The 17103-nt window shown below is 66.9% G+C and carries 9 protein-coding genes, 2 rRNA genes and 1 pseudogene; 1 reads left to right on the top strand and 11 read right to left on the bottom strand.

The window, feature by feature from the left end:
• Nucleotides 1-35: 35 nt before the first annotated feature.
• The 3 genes from CCZ36_RS12060 to CCZ36_RS12075 all read right to left on the bottom strand — a co-directional run bounded on the left by CCZ36_RS12060 (nucleotide 36) and on the right by CCZ36_RS12075 (nucleotide 6714).
• Nucleotides 36-3159, bottom strand: a 23S ribosomal RNA gene (locus CCZ36_RS12060).
• Nucleotides 3160-3456: 297 nt separating this feature from the next.
• Nucleotides 3457-4984, bottom strand: a 16S ribosomal RNA gene (locus CCZ36_RS12065).
• Together the 16S and 23S rRNA genes form the textbook arrangement of a ribosomal RNA operon.
• A 722-nt stretch (nucleotides 4985-5706) precedes the next feature.
• The gene (locus CCZ36_RS12075) at nucleotides 5707-6714 is read right to left on the bottom strand and encodes a stage II sporulation protein M (RefSeq protein WP_069740197.1); all 1008 of its coding nucleotides are present in this window, start codon (nucleotides 6712-6714) and stop codon (nucleotides 5707-5709) included.
• A gap of 119 nt (nucleotides 6715-6833) precedes the next feature.
• Between CCZ36_RS12075 and CCZ36_RS12080 the strand changes: the two are divergent.
• Nucleotides 6834-7858: pseudogene (locus tag CCZ36_RS12080) on the top strand (RDD family protein).
• Here CCZ36_RS12080 and CCZ36_RS12085 read toward each other — a convergent pair.
• The 8 genes from CCZ36_RS12085 to CCZ36_RS12125 all read right to left on the bottom strand — a co-directional run bounded on the left by CCZ36_RS12085 (nucleotide 7855) and on the right by CCZ36_RS12125 (nucleotide 16769).
• Nucleotides 7855-8517: a hypothetical protein gene (locus CCZ36_RS12085; RefSeq protein WP_128817630.1), complete on the bottom strand. Its 663-nt coding sequence runs from the start codon at nucleotides 8515-8517 to the stop codon at nucleotides 7855-7857. The pseudogene CCZ36_RS12080 and the gene CCZ36_RS12085 sit on opposite strands and share 4 nt — an antisense overlap.
• A 206-nt stretch (nucleotides 8518-8723) precedes the next feature.
• Nucleotides 8724-10181: an adenosylhomocysteinase gene (gene ahcY / locus CCZ36_RS12090; RefSeq protein ID WP_069740194.1), complete on the bottom strand. Its 1458-nt coding sequence runs from the start codon at nucleotides 10179-10181 to the stop codon at nucleotides 8724-8726.
• Nucleotides 10182-10461: 280 nt separating this feature from the next.
• Nucleotides 10462-11448 carry a cation diffusion facilitator family transporter gene (locus CCZ36_RS12095; RefSeq protein WP_128817631.1) on the bottom strand — a complete coding sequence of 329 codons (987 nt, stop codon included), beginning with the start codon at nucleotides 11446-11448 and terminating at the stop codon, nucleotides 10462-10464.
• 90 nt (nucleotides 11449-11538) lie between these two features.
• Nucleotides 11539-12714 (bottom strand): mannose-6-phosphate isomerase, class I, encoded by a 1176-nt coding sequence (gene manA / locus CCZ36_RS12100; protein ID WP_128817632.1) that lies wholly within the window; start codon nucleotides 12712-12714, stop codon nucleotides 11539-11541.
• A gap of 299 nt (nucleotides 12715-13013) precedes the next feature.
• Nucleotides 13014-14150 (bottom strand): SIS domain-containing protein, encoded by a 1137-nt coding sequence (locus tag CCZ36_RS12105; protein ID WP_069740191.1) that lies wholly within the window; start codon nucleotides 14148-14150, stop codon nucleotides 13014-13016.
• A 186-nt stretch (nucleotides 14151-14336) separates the two neighbouring features.
• Nucleotides 14337-14519 (bottom strand): Trm112 family protein, encoded by a 183-nt coding sequence (locus CCZ36_RS12110; RefSeq protein WP_069740190.1) that lies wholly within the window; start codon nucleotides 14517-14519, stop codon nucleotides 14337-14339.
• Between the two features lie 339 nt (nucleotides 14520-14858).
• Entirely contained in the window at nucleotides 14859-16226 is a 1368-nt protein-coding gene (locus CCZ36_RS12120; protein ID WP_128817633.1) for a phosphomannomutase/phosphoglucomutase, read from the bottom strand.
• Nucleotides 16227-16295: 69 nt separating this feature from the next.
• Complete coding sequence (locus CCZ36_RS12125; RefSeq protein WP_128817634.1) at nucleotides 16296-16769, bottom strand: DUF3499 domain-containing protein; 474 nt, start codon at nucleotides 16767-16769, stop codon at nucleotides 16296-16298.
• Nucleotides 16770-17103 lie beyond the last annotated feature (334 nt).

The following is a 17103-nucleotide window of genomic DNA, read 5'->3' on the forward strand; positions in this document are numbered from 1 at the left end:
TTATTTCAGAACTAACACAGTGGACGCGAGCAACTGAGGACAAGCCCTCGGCCTATTAGTACCAGTCAGCTCCACCCGTTACCGGGCTTCCACATCTGGCCTATCAACCCAGTCGTCTACTGGGAGCCTTAACCCCTCAAGAGGGTGGGAATACTCATCTCGAAGCAGGCTTCCCGCTTAGATGCTTTCAGCGGTTATCCTTTCCGAACGTAGCCAACCAGCCATGCCCTTGGCAGGACAACTGGCACACCAGAGGTTCGTCCGTCCCGGTCCTCTCGTACTAGGGACAGCCCTTCTCAATATTCCTACGCGCACAGCGGATAGGGACCGAACTGTCTCACGACGTTCTAAACCCAGCTCGCGTACCGCTTTAATGGGCGAACAGCCCAACCCTTGGGACCGACTCCAGCCCCAGGATGCGACGAGCCGACATCGAGGTGCCAAACCATCCCGTCGATATGGACTCTTGGGGAAGATCAGCCTGTTATCCCCGGGGTACCTTTTATCCGTTGAGCGACAGCGCTTCCACAAGCCACTGCCGGATCACTAGTCCCGACTTTCGTCCCTGCTCGACCCGTCGGTCTCACAGTCAAGCTCCCTTGTGCACTTACACTCAACACCTGATTACCAACCAGGCTGAGGGAACCTTTGGGCGCCTCCGTTACTCTTTAGGAGGCAACCGCCCCAGTTAAACTACCCATCAGACACTGTCCCTGATCCGGATCACGGACCCAGGTTAGACATCCAGCACGACCAGAGTGGTATTTCAACGACGACTCCACAACCACTGGCGTGGCCGCTTCACAGTCTCCCACCTATCCTACACAAGCCGAACCGAACACCAATATCAAACTATAGTAAAGGTCCCGGGGTCTTTCCGTCCTGCTGCGCGAAACGAGCATCTTTACTCGTAGTGCAATTTCACCGGGCCTATGGTTGAGACAGTCGAGAAGTCGTTACGCCATTCGTGCAGGTCGGAACTTACCCGACAAGGAATTTCGCTACCTTAGGATGGTTATAGTTACCACCGCCGTTTACTGGCGCTTAAGTTCTCAGCTTCGCCACCCCGAAGAGCAGCTAACCGGTCCCCTTAACGTTCCAGCACCGGGCAGGCGTCAGTCCGTATACATCGCCTTACGGCTTCGCACGGACCTGTGTTTTTAGTAAACAGTCGCTTCTCGCTGGTCTCTGCGGCCACCCCCAGCTCACCGAGTAAATCGGATCACCAGTGATGGCCCCCCTTCTCCCGAAGTTACGGGGGCATTTTGCCGAGTTCCTTAACCATAGTTCACCCGAACGCCTCGGTATTCTCTACCTGACCACCTGAGTCGGTTTAGGGTACGGGCCGCCATGAAACTCGCTAGAGGCTTTTCTCGACAGCATAGGATCATCCACTTCACCACAATCGGCTCGGCATCAGGTCTCAGACTTATGCACGACGGATTTGCCTACCGTGCGTCCTACACCCTTACCCCGGGACAACCACCGCCCGGGCTGGACTACCTTCCTGCGTCACCCCATCGCTTACCTACTACAAGTCTGGTTCATCGGCTCCACCACTACCCTCAACTCCGAAGAGATCGGGCCGGCTTCACGGACTTAGCATCGCCTGATTCAGTACTGGGCGTTTCAAAGCGGGTACCGGAATATCAACCGGTTGTCCATCGACTACGCCTGTCGGCCTCGCCTTAGGTCCCGACTTACCCTGGGCAGATCAGCTTGACCCAGGAACCCTTAGTCAATCGGCGCACACGTTTCTCACGTGTGTATCGCTACTCATGCCTGCATTCTCACTCGTGAACCGTCCACAACTCGCTTCCGCGGCTGCTTCACCCGGCACACGACGCTCCCCTACCCATCCATACAGGCGTTGGCCCTATGTGTATGAATGACACGACTTCGGCGGTACGCTTGAGCCCCGCTACATTGTCGGCGCGGAATCACTTGACCAGTGAGCTATTACGCACTCTTTCAAGGGTGGCTGCTTCTAAGCCAACCTCCTGGTTGTCTCTGCGACTCCACATCCTTTCCCACTTAGCGTACGCTTAGGGGCCTTAGTCGATGCTCTGGGCTGTTTCCCTCTCGACCATGGAGCTTATCCCCCACAGTCTCACTGCCGCGCTCTCACTTACCGGCATTCGGAGTTTGGCTAAGGTCAGTAACCCGGTAGGGCCCATCGCCTATCCAGTGCTCTACCTCCGGCAAGAAACACACGACGCTGCACCTAAATGCATTTCGGGGAGAACCAGCTATCACGGAGTTTGATTGGCCTTTCACCCCTAACCACAGGTCATCCCCCAGGTTTTCAACCCTGGTGGGTTCGGTCCTCCACGAAGTCTTACCTCCGCTTCAACCTGCCCATGGCTAGATCACTCCGCTTCGGGTCTAGAGCGTGCAACTCAAACGCCCTGTTCGGACTCGCTTTCGCTACGGCTTCCCCACACGGGTTAACCTCGCTACACACCGCTAACTCGCAGGCTCATTCTTCAAAAGGCACGCAGTCACGACGCACCGAGCAAGCTCGATGCGCGACGCTCCCACGGCTTGTAGGCACACGGTTTCAGGTACTATTTCACTCCGCTCCCGCGGTACTTTTCACCATTCCCTCACGGTACTATCCGCTATCGGTCACCAGGGAATATTTAGGCTTAGCGGGTGGTCCCGCCAGATTCACACGGGATTTCTCGGGCCCCGTGCTACTTGGGTGTCTCTCAAACAAGCCGCTGATGTTTCAGCTACGGGGGTCTTACCCTCTACGCCGGACCTTTCGCATGTCCTTCGCCTACATCAACGGTTTCTGACTCGTCTCACAGCCGGCAGACCGTGAAAGAGAGATCCCACAACCCCGCATGCGCAACCCCTGCCGGGTATCACACGCATACGGTTTGGCCTCATCCAGTTTCGCTCGCCACTACTCCCGGAATCACGGTTGTTTTCTCTTCCTGAGGGTACTGAGATGTTTCACTTCCCCTCGTTCCCTCCACACTGCCTATGTGTTCAGCAGCGGGTGACAGCCCATGACGACTGCCGGGTTTCCCCATTCGGAAACCCCCGGATCAAAGCTTGGTTGACAGCTCCCCGGGGACTATCGTGGCCTCCCACGTCCTTCATCGGTTCCTGGTGCCAAGGCATCCACCGTGCGCCCTTAAAAACTTGGCCACAGATGCTCGCGTCCACTGTGCAGTTCTCAAACAACGACCAGCCACCCATCACCCCACCCGCAAAGGTGAGTTCACTGGGACCGGATCAGAAGGAACAACCTTACGGCCGCACCCTCAGACACCCAACAACGTGCCCGACACAACCGATCCCTCACCACGTTCCACGCCGAAGCAGTACTAGCAGTAATGAACCTGTCGTGCCGAATAGTCAACGTTCCACCCATGAGCTGACCACCGTCGAACATTTGCCGACGTAGTGGCTCTGGACCCCCGAAAGGGTCTAGATGCTCCTTAGAAAGGAGGTGATCCAGCCGCACCTTCCGGTACGGCTACCTTGTTACGACTTCGTCCCAATCGCCAGTCCCACCTTCGACAGCTCCCTCCCACAAGGGGTTGGGCCACCGGCTTCGGGTGTTACCGACTTTCGTGACGTGACGGGCGGTGTGTACAAGGCCCGGGAACGTATTCACCGCAGCAATGCTGATCTGCGATTACTAGCAACTCCGACTTCATGGGGTCGAGTTGCAGACCCCAATCCGAACTGAGACCGGCTTTTTGAGATTCGCTCCGCCTCGCGGCATCGCAGCTCATTGTACCGGCCATTGTAGCACGTGTGCAGCCCAAGACATAAGGGGCATGATGACTTGACGTCGTCCCCACCTTCCTCCGAGTTGACCCCGGCAGTCTCCTGTGAGTCCCCATCACCCCGAAGGGCATGCTGGCAACACAGAACAAGGGTTGCGCTCGTTGCGGGACTTAACCCAACATCTCACGACACGAGCTGACGACAGCCATGCACCACCTGTATACCGACCACAAGGGGGGCACCATCTCTGATGCTTTCCGGTATATGTCAAGCCTTGGTAAGGTTCTTCGCGTTGCGTCGAATTAAGCCACATGCTCCGCTGCTTGTGCGGGCCCCCGTCAATTCCTTTGAGTTTTAGCCTTGCGGCCGTACTCCCCAGGCGGGGAACTTAATGCGTTAGCTGCGGCACCGACGACGTGGAATGTCGCCAACACCTAGTTCCCAACGTTTACGGCGTGGACTACCAGGGTATCTAATCCTGTTCGCTCCCCACGCTTTCGCTCCTCAGCGTCAGTAATGGCCCAGAGATCCGCCTTCGCCACCGGTGTTCCTCCTGATATCTGCGCATTTCACCGCTACACCAGGAATTCCGATCTCCCCTACCACACTCTAGCTAGCCCGTATCGAATGCAGACCCGGGGTTAAGCCCCGGGCTTTCACATCCGACGTGACAAGCCGCCTACGAGCTCTTTACGCCCAATAATTCCGGACAACGCTTGCGCCCTACGTATTACCGCGGCTGCTGGCACGTAGTTAGCCGGCGCTTCTTCTGCAGGTACCGTCACTTTCGCTTCTTCCCTGCTGAAAGAGGTTTACAACCCGAAGGCCGTCATCCCTCACGCGGCGTCGCTGCATCAGGCTTTCGCCCATTGTGCAATATTCCCCACTGCTGCCTCCCGTAGGAGTCTGGGCCGTGTCTCAGTCCCAGTGTGGCCGGTCGCCCTCTCAGGCCGGCTACCCGTCGTCGCCTTGGTAGGCCATTACCCCACCAACAAGCTGATAGGCCGCGGGCTCATCCTTCACCGCCGGAGCTTTCAACCCCGTCCCATGCGGGACAGAGTGTTATCCGGTATTAGACCCCGTTTCCAGGGCTTGTCCCAGAGTGAAGGGCAGATTGCCCACGTGTTACTCACCCGTTCGCCACTAATCCGCCACCGAAGCGGCTTCATCGTTCGACTTGCATGTGTTAAGCACGCCGCCAGCGTTCGTCCTGAGCCAGGATCAAACTCTCCGTGAATGTTTACCCGTAATCGGGTGCACACACACGAGAGCGGAACAACCGGTCGGAATAAGACCCGTTGTTCACAGCGTCCTCGCTGTGTATTGCCTACCGCCGCACATGGCGACCGTAGGACTTTCAAAGGAACCACCAACCTGCCGAAGCAGGCCGGGGTATCAACATATCTGGCGTTGACTTTTGGCACGCTGTTGAGTTCTCAAGGAACGGACGCTTCCTTCGGTCCCGTATCACCGGGGCCCTCCGGGCGCTTCCCTTCGTTTACTTCTTTGTCCTGCTGTCTTGCGTTTCCGACTCTATCAGACTCTTTCGTGTCCGATTCCCGGTCGAAGCGGGCCGTGCAGTTTCGCTTTCCAGGTTCTTCGCTTTCGCGTTTTCCCTTTCCGGCGGTTCCAACTTTACCAGACTCTTTTTCGTTCCGTTTCCGGTCCGAATTCGATTTCCGGTGGCCTGTGGAGTGGCCTTGCCTTTCGGCGGATCCGACTTTAACAGAATCTCGCGGGGCAAACGAACAACCCGAGGGATTCCATAAAGGAGAATCATGCGGCTCGGCGGAGCTGACAAGCACTCCTGCGCGAGCGGAGTAGACAATATGCGCTCATCTCGAACTTGTCCAGTCCGAGGCAACCGTTCAAATCTACCTCCCCACATCTGCCGTGTCAACGGGTTCTGTGGGCGAAGAGGAGACTAGCAGCTCAGCAGGGGCGAAAGCACATCGGCCGTCAGGCTGCGGTGGGAAGTTCGGCGCTGCGTTCGACTGCGGTGAGATCGCCGGTGTCGCCGGCGCGGGCCGCACGGCCGCCCAGGATGTAGACGTACATGAGAAAGGCCAGTTCAGCGGCGATGCCGATGGTGATCCGGGCCCAGGTCGGGAGTCCGGACGGCGTCACGAAGCCCTCGATGAGCCCGGAGACGAACAGGACCAGTGCCAGGCCGATCGCCATGCCCAGTGCGGCGCGGCCCTGCTGGGCCAGGGCGGTCCGGCGTGAGAGGGGGCCAGGGTCGATCACCGCCCAGCCGAGGCGTAGCCCCGTGCCCGCGGCGACGAACACCGCGGTCAGTTCCAGCAGGCCGTGAGGCAGCACCAGGCCGAGGAAGACGTCGAGCCGACCGGCGGAGGACATGAGGCCTATGCCGACGCCGAGGTTCAGCATGTTGAGGAAGAGGATCCAGATCACCGGTATGCAGAGGAACGCCCCCAGGACCAGGCACAGGGCCGCGGCCTGCGCGTTGTTCGTCCATACCTGCGCCGCGAACGACGCCGCCGGATGGCTGGAGTAGTAGGTCTCGTACTCCCCGCCCGGCCGGGTCATCGCGCGGAGGTCTTCCGGAGCCGCGATCGCTGCCTGTACCTCGGGGTGCGTACCGATCCACCAGCCCAGAAGTGCCGCGACCGCGGTCGAGAGCACTGCGGTGGGCACCCACCAGTGGCGCGAGCGGTAGACCGCGGCGGGGAATCCCGCGGTGAGGAAGCGGGCGGCGTCCCGCCAGGAGGCCTTGCGGGTGCCCGTCACGGTCGACCGGGCGCGGGCCACCAGCTGGGTCAGGCGTCCAGTGAGGAGGGGGTCGGGACTGCTCGACTGGATCAGCGAGAGGTGCGTCGCCGTGCGCTGGTAGAGGACGACCAGTTCGTCCGCTTCCGCACCCGTGAGACGGCGCCCTCGGCGCAGAAGGTGTTCGAGGCGATCCCACTCCGTGCGGTGGGCGGTGACGAAGACGTCGAGGTCCATGGGCGTCTGTTGCTCCAGGCGAAGGGGCGTACGGGTGCGTACTGCTGCGGCGCGCTGGCGGTCAGCTTGGCAGACTGGGCCCGGCTGGGGCAGGGAAGGTCGGCGAAGGGTGGGGCCCGATGAGTGAGCTGGTGACCGGCGACGCGGTCGTTCTGGGCTTGAGGCCCGCTCGGCTGCCCAGCCGGGCCCTGGCCTCCGCCATCGATCTGGCGGTGACGTTCGCGGTCTTCATCCTGGTTTCGGTGGTGCTGGGTATAGCCTCCGCGGCCTTGGACGAGGCAGCCGTCGCGGCGATCGGGGTCGCCTCGTTCCTGCTGGTCCTGATCGGTGGGCCCGTCGCGGTGGAGACGCTGAGCCATGGCCGCTCCCTGGGGAAGCTGGCCTGCGGGCTGCGGGTGGTGCGGGACGACGGTGGGCCGATCAGGTTCCGGCACGCGCTCGTCCGTGGGGCCATGGGGCTCGTCGAGACCCTCCTGACCTTCGGTGCTCTGGCCTCCATCGCGTCCCTGGTGTCGGCGCGGGGGCGCCGGATCGGTGACGTGTTCGCCGGCACGCTGGTGATCCGGGAGCGCGTCGCCGCGACGGGCCGGTCGGTCGCCGTGCCGCCTCCCCCGCCCTGGCTGGTGGGCCGGTTCGCGCAGCTGGATCTGTCGGGCGTACCGGACGAGCTCTGGTCGGCGATACGGCAGTACCTGACGCGGCTGCAGCAGCTGGATCCCGGTGTGGGGCGGTCGATCGCCGAGCGGCTGGCCGGTGAGCTGGTCGCTCGGACGGGGGCCTCCGCGCCGCAGGGCGTTCCCGCGGCCGCCTTTCTGGCCGCGGTGGTCCATGAGCGGCAGTCCCGGGATGCGCGGCGCGTGTTCGCCGGGCATCGGACCGGAGCCGGGGCCGGGGGGTACCTCGAGGCTCCCATGGTCCCCGTGGCCCCGGGACCCCTGCGTCCCCTGGTTTCGCTGGGGCCGGTGGGCTTGGTGGGGGTGGGGGTGCTGCTGCTGTCGATGGTGAGGGCGGTGGCGTCGGTGGCAGTGGAGCCGGTGGTGCGGGGGCTGCTGGGGAGGGTTCCCGTGGTGGGGGTAGTGGCGTCGGTGATGAACGGCAGCGGCGCGGGGGTACTTCGTCGGCCGGGTTCGCTCCGCCCGGCTAGTCGGCGGCCGGGCTGTCCGTGGGCGGCTCGCCGAGATCCGGCCCGTAGGTGCGCGGGGACGGGGGTGTCTCCAGATGTTCGAGCTCGATGCCGGGGGCCGCGAGGACCACGTCGCCGGCGATGTGGACGGTGTGCCGCTCCCCGGTGTCCAGGGCGCTGACCTGGTATTCGTCCACGATCAGGGGGCCGTTGTCAGTGGCGTGCGCTTCACTGTTCATCAGAGCCCAGGACTGGTCGACGGTCCTGGGTGCGAGGACCGGGTCCGTGAAGGTGACCACGCGGACGCGGGTCGTGGGGGAAGCCGGGGTGAGGCGCAGCAGACGGGTCGTGGCGATCAGGAACGCGGGGGACGTGCCGGCGAAGGTGTGGGCGCGGACGTTGCCTTCGGTGGCGTGGCTGCCGGTGGGATCGGTCCGGACCCAGGTGACCCCTTCCAGGGCCGCTCCTCGTACCTGCCAGCTCGCGGCATGGAGTTCGAGGCGGATGGGCCTGCCCAGCTCGTCCAGGGCGAGGTCGAGGGAGCCGAGGTGGTCTCCGGAGGGGGATGTGGTCTGGGAGACATAGCGCCAGCCGGAGGGGCCGGGGGCGCAGTGGAAGTGTTCTTCGCCGAGGGGGGTGTGATCGTGAAGATCGTGGAGCGAATACCTGCCGCGGGGCATGGGGTCCTTCGGGTTCCTCGGGCTGTGCGGGGGCGGTAACGGGAGCAGGCCCCCGGCACGGGGGTGCGGGGGCCTGCACTCGGAGCTGCTGCGGACGGCAACGCATGTGCCGCGGGAACTGCCGCGGCGCCGCTGCGGAACTGCCGCTGGATGCTGTGACGCCGCTCGGTGTTCGGAAGGCCGGCCTTCCGAACACCGGGGGCGGATCAGTAGCGGTAGTGGTCGGGCTTGTACGGGCCCTCGACCTCGACACCGATGTACGCCGCCTGCTCGGGGCGGAGCGTCGTGAGCTTGACGCCCAGGGCGTCGAGGTGGAGGCGGGCGACCTTCTCGTCCAGGTGCTTGGGCAGCACGTACACGTCGGTCGGGTACTCCTCGGGCTTCGTGAACAGCTCGATCTGCGCGAGGGTCTGGTCCGCGAAGCTGTTGGACATCACGAAGGACGGGTGTCCGGTCGCGTTGCCCAGGTTCAGCAGGCGGCCCTCGGACAGGACGATGAGGACCTTGCCGTCGGGGAACGTCCAGGTGTGGACCTGGGGCTTGACCTCGTCCTTGACGATGCCGTCGATCCGGGCGAGACCGGCCATGTCGATCTCGTTGTCGAAGTGGCCGATGTTCCCGACGATGGCCTGGTGCTTCATCCGGGCCATGTCCGTGGCCATGATGATGTCCTTGTTGCCCGTCGTGGTGATGAAGATGTCGGCCGTCTCCACGACGTCGTCCAGCGTGGCGACCTGGTAGCCGTCCATCGCCGCCTGGAGCGCGCAGATCGGGTCGATCTCCGTGATGATCACGCGTGCGCCCTGGCCGCGCAGGGACTCCGCGCAGCCCTTGCCCACGTCCCCGTAGCCGAAGACGACGGCGGTCTTGCCGCCGATGAGGACGTCGGTGGCGCGGTTGATGCCGTCGATGAGGGAGTGGCGGCAGCCGTACTTGTTGTCGAACTTGGACTTGGTCACCGCGTCGTTCACGTTGATCGCGGGGAACAGGAGGGAGCCGTCACGGTGCATCTCGTACAGGCGGTGGACGCCGGTCGTCGTCTCCTCGGTGACACCGCGGATCTCGGACGCGAGCTGGGTCCACTTCTGCGGGGACTCGCCGAGGGTGCGGTTCAGCAGGGTGAGGATGTGGGCGTACTCCTCGCTGTCCGCGGTCGACGGGTCCGGGGCTGCGCCGGCCTTCTCGAACTCGACGCCCTTGTGGACGAGGAGAGTGGCGTCGCCACCGTCGTCCAGGATCATGTTCGGGCCGCCGGTGGGGGTGTTCGGCCAGGTCAGCGCCTGCTCCGTGCACCACCAGTACTCCTCCAGGGTCTCGCCCTTCCAGGCGAAGACCGGGACGCCCGCGGGGGCCTCCGGGGTGCCGTTCGGGCCGACCGCGATGGCGGCGGCGGCGTGGTCCTGGGTGGAGAAGATGTTGCAGGAGGCCCAGCGGACCTCGGCGCCCAGGGCGACGAGGGTCTCGATGAGCACGGCGGTCTGCACGGTCATGTGCAGCGAGCCGGTGATCCGGGCGCCGGCCAGCGGCTGGGCGGCGGCGAACTCCTTGCGGATCGACATCAGGCCGGGCATCTCGTGCTCGGCGAGCGTGATCTCCTTACGCCCGAACGGGGCGAGGGAGAGGTCGGCGACCTTGAAGTCCTGGCGGTCGGTGGCCGTCGTCATAACGGGCTGCTCCTCGTGATGGGTCGAGGGTGGGCTGTCTCTGGGCTGACTCTGCGGCGCGACGGGCACAGGAATGCCCGGGCGGATTCGCAGTGCAGTCCGTCGGAGGCCCTCTGTCCCTCGCCCGGCTCGCTGGTGCCAGCCGGTCGACCGCCATCAGCAGCGACGTCTGTTTTCCGTATCCGAATCTACACCGAACGGCCCAGTGAGCCCCAGCCCGTTCGGAGAGAGGGGCGTGTGTGCGGGGTCACCGGGCCGATCGGGGCTGGTGTGCGGTGGGTCAGTGGCCGGAATCGCTCGGGGCCCCGACCGGGCCGTCGAGCGTCCTGCCCGGGTTGGTTCCGGTCGCGGCGGCCTCCGCGTTGTAGATGTCCGGCTCCAGGTAGATGACCCGGGCGATCGGGACGGCGTCGCGGATGCGGTGCTCGGCGGCGTCGATGGCCTGGGCGACCTCGGCGGCGGTCTCGTCGTGCCGGACCGCAATCTTGGCGGCGACCAGCAGCTCCTCGGGGCCGAGGTGCAGGGTGCGCATGTGGATGATGCGGGTGACGGTGTCGCCGTCCACCACGGCCGCCTTGATCTTCTCGACCTCCTCGATGCCGGCGGACTCGCCGAGCAGGAGGGACTTCGTCTCGACGGCCAGGACGATCGCGATGAGGATCAGCAGGATGCCGATGCAAAGGGTGCCGATGCCGTCCCAGACGCCGTTGCCGGTGGCGAGGGCGAGACCGACGCCGCCGAGCGCCAGAATCAGGCCGACGAGGGCGCCGAGGTCCTCCAGCAGGACGACCGGCAGCTCGGGGGCCTTGGAGCGGCGGACGAACTCGGTCCAGGAGCGGTCGCCCCGGGTGAGGTTGGACTCCTTGATCGCCGTACGGAAGGAGAAGATCTCGGCGATGATCGCGAAGACCAGGACCCCGACCGGCCAGTACCAGGCCTCGATCTCGTGCGGGTGCTTGATCTTCTCGTAGCCCTCGTACACGGCGAACATGCCACCGACGGAGAAGAGGACGATGGAGACGAGGAACGCGTAGATGTAGCGCTCGCGGCCGTAGCCGAAGGGGTGTTCAGGAGTCGCTTCGCGCTTCGCCCGCTTGCCGCCGAGCAGCAGGAGTCCCTGGTTGCCCGAGTCGGCGAGCGAGTGGACGCTCTCCGCGAGCATCGACGAGGACCCACTGAAGAGGAACGCTACGAATTTGGCCACGGCGATCGAGAGGTTGGCGGCGAGTGCCGCCACGATCGCCTTGGTTCCGCCTGACGCGCTCATGAGTGCGTGGTGTCCTTTCGTCGGTGCGCGGCGGAACGTACCGCCGTGGTGAGGCGGCACATTGTTGCAGCCGCGGGGGCGGTCCGTGGGTCAGGCCGCCACGGTGGCCCGGAAGAGTGTGCCCGGTCCTGTTGCCTCGACCCGCTCGCCGGCCGGGACGTAGGCCGACTCCCCCGGCCCGAGGGGGAGTTCGCCGACCCTGACGGTGCCCGCCGTGCAGAGCAGGATCTGAGGGGTGGGGGCGGTCAGGTCGGTGGGGGCCGCCCCGGAGGCGAGCGTGTAGCGGGACAGGGCGAACTCGTCGACCGGGGTTTCGTAGCGTTCCTCGCCCGACGGGGCCGCTTCGGGGCGCAGTACACCGGGCTCGGTGGCCTCGAAGCGGACGATGCGCAGGAGTTCGGGGACGTCGATGTGCTTGGGGGTCAGGCCGCAGCGCAGCACGTTGTCCGAGTTGGCCATGATCTCGACGCCGAGGCCGTCGAGGTAGGCGTGCGGGACGCCCGCGCCGAGGAACAGGGCTTCGCCGGGCTGGAGTTGTACGTAGTTCAGCAGCATCGCGGCGAGGACCCCGGGGTCGCCGGGGAAGTGGTGGGCGACGCGGGCGTACGGGGCGTGGGCGCCGCCGAGGCGTTCGGCGGCGGCCGCGGCCTCGGTCACGGTCTCGGCCATCTCCGCCGGGTTCGCGCCGAGGATCGCCGTGAGCACCTCGCGGAGCGCCGCCTCCTCGGGGTGGGCGCGGAGGAGGTCCACGTACGGCTTGAGGGAATCGACGCCCAGCGCCTCCATCGCGTCCGCCGCCTCGGTGGGCGGGCGGAAGCCGCACAGCCCGGCGAACGGGGTGAGGGCGCAGATGAGTTCGGGCTTGTGGTTCGCGTCCTTGTACGTGCGGTGGGGGGCGTCGATCGGCACGCCGCGGGCCTCCTCGTCGGCGTAACCCTCACGGGCCTGGTCCAGGTCGGGGTGGACCTGTACGGAGAGGGGGGCGCCGGCGGCGAGGAGCTTGAGGAGGAAGGGGAGGCGGGGTCCGAAGCGGGCGACGGTCAGCGCGCCGAGCTCGCCCTCCGGGTCGGCGTCGATGGCGTCGGTGAGGGCCAGTTCGATCTCGCCGGACGCGGTGGTACGGGTGATACGTGAGGGCGCTCCGGGGTGAGCTCCCATCCACATCTCGGCCTGCGGTTCGCCGGTGGGCGCGATGCCGAGCAGGGCGGGGATGGCCGTGGTGGACCCCCAGGCGTAGGGGCGCACGGTGTTGGACAGCCGGTCCATGGAGTCGTCCTCGGGTGGGGCGGGCGGGTTGGTGGGCGAGTCAGGATCAGGTCGGGTCAGGATCAGGTTCGCGCCAGGGGCGCCCGCCAGGGGTATCAGTGGTGCGTGAGGCTCTGGCGTCGGTGGGGTGGACGGGGAGTGAGGGGCGGGTGCGGCCTGTGGGGCTTGGACGCCTGGGATGCGTCGCGCCTTGTCCGGTGGGGCATGTCCGTCCTGCCCTGACCCGTTATGCCGATAATCCGTTCTGCTCTGTTCTGTTTTACTTCGTTCTGCCCTGTTCTGTGTTCTCTTGTTCTGTGTCAGGGCTGGGGGGCAGACGCCAGTGAGAGGTACACCGCCGCGAAGTCGGTGATCGCGAGCAGTTCGGCGAGGGCTTCCAGCTCGCCGCCCTCCTCCGGCTCCAGCTCGCTGACGGGCGTGTCGTGGCCGAGCGCGAGTTCCCGGGCGGCCGGGTAGGCGCTCAGGCCTCCCGTCGGGCGGTCCCGGAGCAGGACGACCCGGGCTCTCAGCGTCTCGCCCTCCTCGACCCGGTCGCGGAAGAAGTCGTCGGGGTCCGCGCCGGCCGCGAAGTCCCCGGCGAGGAGCGCGCCGTGCGAGGGCAGCGCCTCGGGGAGCTGTGCGGTGAGGGCGGGACGGCCGGCCAGTTCGGACAGTACGGCGGCGAAGCGGCGGCCGACCGGGCCCGCGGCTTCGCCCTCCGTCCACAGCAGTGGCAGGCTGTCGGCGAGTTCGGCGGCGAGTGTCTTGGCCGGGTTGCTGTACGTGTCGATGGCCGGGCCACAGCGTTCCGCCGTGCGGTCCAGGCGGTCCGCCACCTTCTGCAGGTCCTCGGGGGTCGCGGTCACCAGGCCGACCCGGTCCAGGAGCGCCAGCAGTGGCGTGAGCAGTGCCCACAGCGTGCCGGGACCGGCGGCCGAGGTCTCCGCGTCGTACTCGCCGTGCGGGGCGGCCGCCATCGGGACGACCAGGCCGTGCACCCCATCGACCGCCTCGCGCAGCGGTGAGCGGGTGGGGGCGACGGCGACGACGGTGCAGCCGCGGCGGTACGCCTGCTCGGCGAGCAGGGCTAGGCCCGGTTCGGAACCGTCGGCGGTCGCGATGAGGAGCAGGTCCACGGATCCGGCCCAGCCGGGCAGGGCCCAGCGGAGGGCGCCGGGGGCGGGGGCCACGCCCGCGGGGTGAATACGGGTGACGGGGGCAGCCGCGCCGGCCAGTGCCCCGATCAGGTCGGCGACGCCGGACGCGGCGGTGCCGGGGCCCGCTACGAGGACGGCGCGGGGCCGGCCCTCGGGAGCCAGGCCGCCGATGCCCGCCTCGGCGGCGTGCCGGGCGGCGGTACGGACCCGGGCGCCGGCCTCGGCTGCGCCGCGCAGCAGGTCGCGGCGGTCGGCTCGGGCCAGGGCTTCCGGGGCGTCGAGCAAGGACTCGTCGAGCATGGCTGTGGGCCTCCGATCACCGGGTGGGGTGCGGGCTGCGGGTACGGGGTGGGGAGCCCTCGACCGGCTCGGCCTGGCTCGGCCCCGACTGGCTCGGCCTCGACCGGCCGGCCTGGTTCGGAGCCGAGGCCGTTCGCCTCGCCCGCCGTCTGTTGCCGTCCTGTCCCGTACGGGTGTCGCTCGCGGTCAGGCGGGGCGGCGGGCCTCGTCGACGAGCAGGACGGGGATGCCGTCCCGGACCGGGTAGGCCAGGCCGCAGCCGTCGCCCGTGCAGACCAGTTCGGGGGTGTCGGCCGCCGAACGGTCGTCGAGCGGGGAGTGGCAGGCCGGGCAGGCCAGGATCTCCAGGAGGCCGGCTTCGAGCGGCATGGGGTGAGTCCCTTCGAGCATGCGAGTTCCGATCCGCGTGGATCAGGCGTCGTCAGCCTACCGCCGGGGTGGAAGAGACGCGGCTTGGCCCGGGGGAGGAAACGGGGGATGGCGTGGGGGTGGGGTGGGGCCCGGGGTGGAGTGGGGCCGGGGCCGGGGTGGGCCGGGGCAGGGGGTGAGACTCGGGCATGGGGGCGGGGGGTGGGCGCCTGCGGCGGGCTTGCTCCCCGCCCCGCCCCTTCCCGTAACCGGGGCTCCGCCCCGGACCCCGCTCCTCAAACGCCGGAGAGACTGAAAACGACCTCGGTGAGGCTGAGAAACCGTCCCGGAGAGGCTGGATCAGTTCCGGATCAAGCCCAGGACCTCGTCTCGTACCGCTGTCATCGTGTTCTCGTCCCTCGCCTCCACGTTCAGGCGCAGCAGCGGTTCCGTGTTCGAGGCTCGGAGGTTGAACCACCAGTCGGGGGCCGTCACCGTGAGGCCGTCCAGGTCGTCGAAGGTGATGTCCTCGCGGGTGCCGTACGTCTCCCTGACCTTGGTCAGGCTGGCGGCCTGGTCTGCGACGGTGGAGTTGATCTCGCCCGAGCCGGTGTAGCGGTCGTACTCCGCGACCAGCTCGGAGAGCGGCTTCTGCTGGCCGCCCAGTGCGGCGAGTACGTGGAGGGCGGCGAGCATGCCCGTATCGGCGTTCCAGAAGTCGCGGAAGTAGTAGTGCGCCGAGTGCTCGCCGCCGAAGATCGCGCCGTGCTCGGCCATCTCCGCCTTGATGAACGAGTGGCCGACCCGGGTGCGGACCGGGGTGCCGCCGTTCTCGCGGACCACCTCGGGGACGGACGAGGAGGTGATCAGGTTGTGGATGACGATGCCCTCGCCGCCGTTGCGGGCCAGTTCGCGGGCGGCCACCAGGGCCGTGATCGCGGACGGGGACACGCCCGCACCCCGTTCGTCGACCACGAAGCAGCGGTCCGCGTCGCCGTCGAAGGCGAGGCCCAGGTCGGCGCCCTCGGCGAGGACGCGGGCCTGGAGGTCGGCGATGTTCTTGGGGTCGAGGGGGTTGGCCTCGTGGTTGGGGAAGGTGCCGTCGAGCTCGAAGTACATCGGTACGAGGTCGAGCGGGAGGCCCCCGAGGACCGTGGGGACCGTGTGGCCGCCCATGCCGTTGCCCGCGTCCACCACGACCTTCAGGGGGCGGATCGCGGTCAGGTCGACCAGGCCGAGAAGGTGGGACGCGTAGTCGGTGAGGGTGTCGCGTTCCGTGATGGTGCCGGGGGGCGTGGCCGCGGCGGGCCGGGGCGTTCCTTCCGACCACTGCTCGACCAGCGTGCGGATCTCCGCCAGGCCGGTGTCCTGGCCGACCGGGGCCGCGCCCGCCCGGCACAGCTTGATGCCGTTGTACTGCGCCGGGTTGTGCGAGGCCGTGAACATCGCCCCGGGGAGGTCCAGCGCCCCCGACGCGTAGTAGAGCTGGTCCGTCGAGCAGAGGCCGATGTGCGTGACGTCCGCGCCCCGGGCCGCCGCGCCGCGCGCGAAGGCGGCGGACAGACCCGGTGAGGTGGGCCGCATGTCGTGGCCGATCACGATCGCGTCGGCGGCCGTGACCTGGACGAAAGCGGCTCCGAAGAGTTCGGCCAGCGACTCGTCCCACTGGTCGGGCACCACTCCGCGCACGTCGTACGCCTTCACGAGCTGCGACAGATCAGCAACCACGGCCGGTCCTCCTGGGGTCTTTACGGACCGCCCAAACTACCCGGCCGGGCAGTGCCTCAGGAGGCGGCCTCAGGAGTCCGGGGAGCGCAGCACCCTCAGGTGGCCCCGACGGGCCACCTCCACCGGGTCGGCCGAGCGCCGGCCCCGGCCCTCGCCGTCCGGGCCCCGGTCGTGCGGGCGTGCCGCCTCGCGGACCGCGTTGGCCAGTGCTTCGAGGTCGTCGCCGCTCGGGTGCGCCGGGGCGGAGCCGTCGGAGAGCCGCACCACTTCCCAGCCCCGCGGCGCGGTGAGCCGCTCACTGTGTTCGGCGCACAGGTCGTAGCAGTGGGGCTCGGCGTAGGTGGCGAGCGGGCCGAGGACCGCAGTCGAATCGGCATAGACGTACGTCAGTGTCGCGACGGCAGGGCGGCCGCACGCGGTGCGCGAACAGCGACGTACAGGGCTCACGATATTGGACGGTACCGCACTCTTGAGCGGGCCGCGACGACTCCCCCTCGGGTCACCCCACCGTGTCGCCCTGTGACCTGCGGCACAGCCGGACATCCGGCGGCTACCCTGACCTGCGCCGCCGCCGGGGGCGCGTGATCGTCGGCCGGTCGCGCCCGTCGCGGGTGGGGCGGATCGCGGTCCCAGAGGCACGGCCAATGATCGGATGAGGGGCCTGAAACGGGCTCAACCTTGGCCGAAATGTTCAACTGTGGACATCCGGAGGCGGGGGCCCGTCTGCCGTCCTGGGAGCCCCCGCCCCTCCGCCCCCGGCGGGCCCCCTCCGGTCCCCGTGGGGCCCTCCAGGGGCGGAGGCCCCTCTCCGTCCCCGGCGGGCCCCCCGTCCCCGGTAGGGCCGGACCCGTCGACCCCGGCACCTCGTCCCGGCTGT

The organism is Streptomyces sp. S063 (assembly GCF_002832675.1).
Classification (GTDB): Bacteria; Actinomycetota; Actinomycetes; order Streptomycetales; family Streptomycetaceae; genus Streptomyces; species Streptomyces sindenensis.

Bases quoted from the DNA above. Each gene is read 5' to 3' on its own strand.
- CCZ36_RS12075 (WP_069740197.1), bottom strand. From the start codon at position 6,714: ATGGACCTCGACGTCTTCGTCACCGCCCACCGCACGGAGTGGGATCGC.
- CCZ36_RS12085 (WP_128817630.1), bottom strand. From the start codon at position 8,517: ATGCCCCGCGGCAGGTATTCGCTCCACGATCTTCACGATCACACCCCC.
- ahcY (WP_069740194.1), bottom strand. From the start codon at position 10,181: ATGACGACGGCCACCGACCGCCAGGACTTCAAGGTCGCCGACCTCTCC.
- CCZ36_RS12095 (WP_128817631.1), bottom strand. From the start codon at position 11,448: ATGAGCGCGTCAGGCGGAACCAAGGCGATCGTGGCGGCACTCGCCGCC.
- manA (WP_128817632.1), bottom strand. From the start codon at position 12,714: ATGGACCGGCTGTCCAACACCGTGCGCCCCTACGCCTGGGGGTCCACC.
- CCZ36_RS12105 (WP_069740191.1), bottom strand. From the start codon at position 14,150: ATGCTCGACGAGTCCTTGCTCGACGCCCCGGAAGCCCTGGCCCGAGCC.
- CCZ36_RS12110 (WP_069740190.1), bottom strand. From the start codon at position 14,519: ATGCCGCTCGAAGCCGGCCTCCTGGAGATCCTGGCCTGCCCGGCCTGC.
- CCZ36_RS12125 (WP_128817634.1), bottom strand. From the start codon at position 16,769: ATGTCCGGCTGTGCCGCAGGTCACAGGGCGACACGGTGGGGTGACCCG.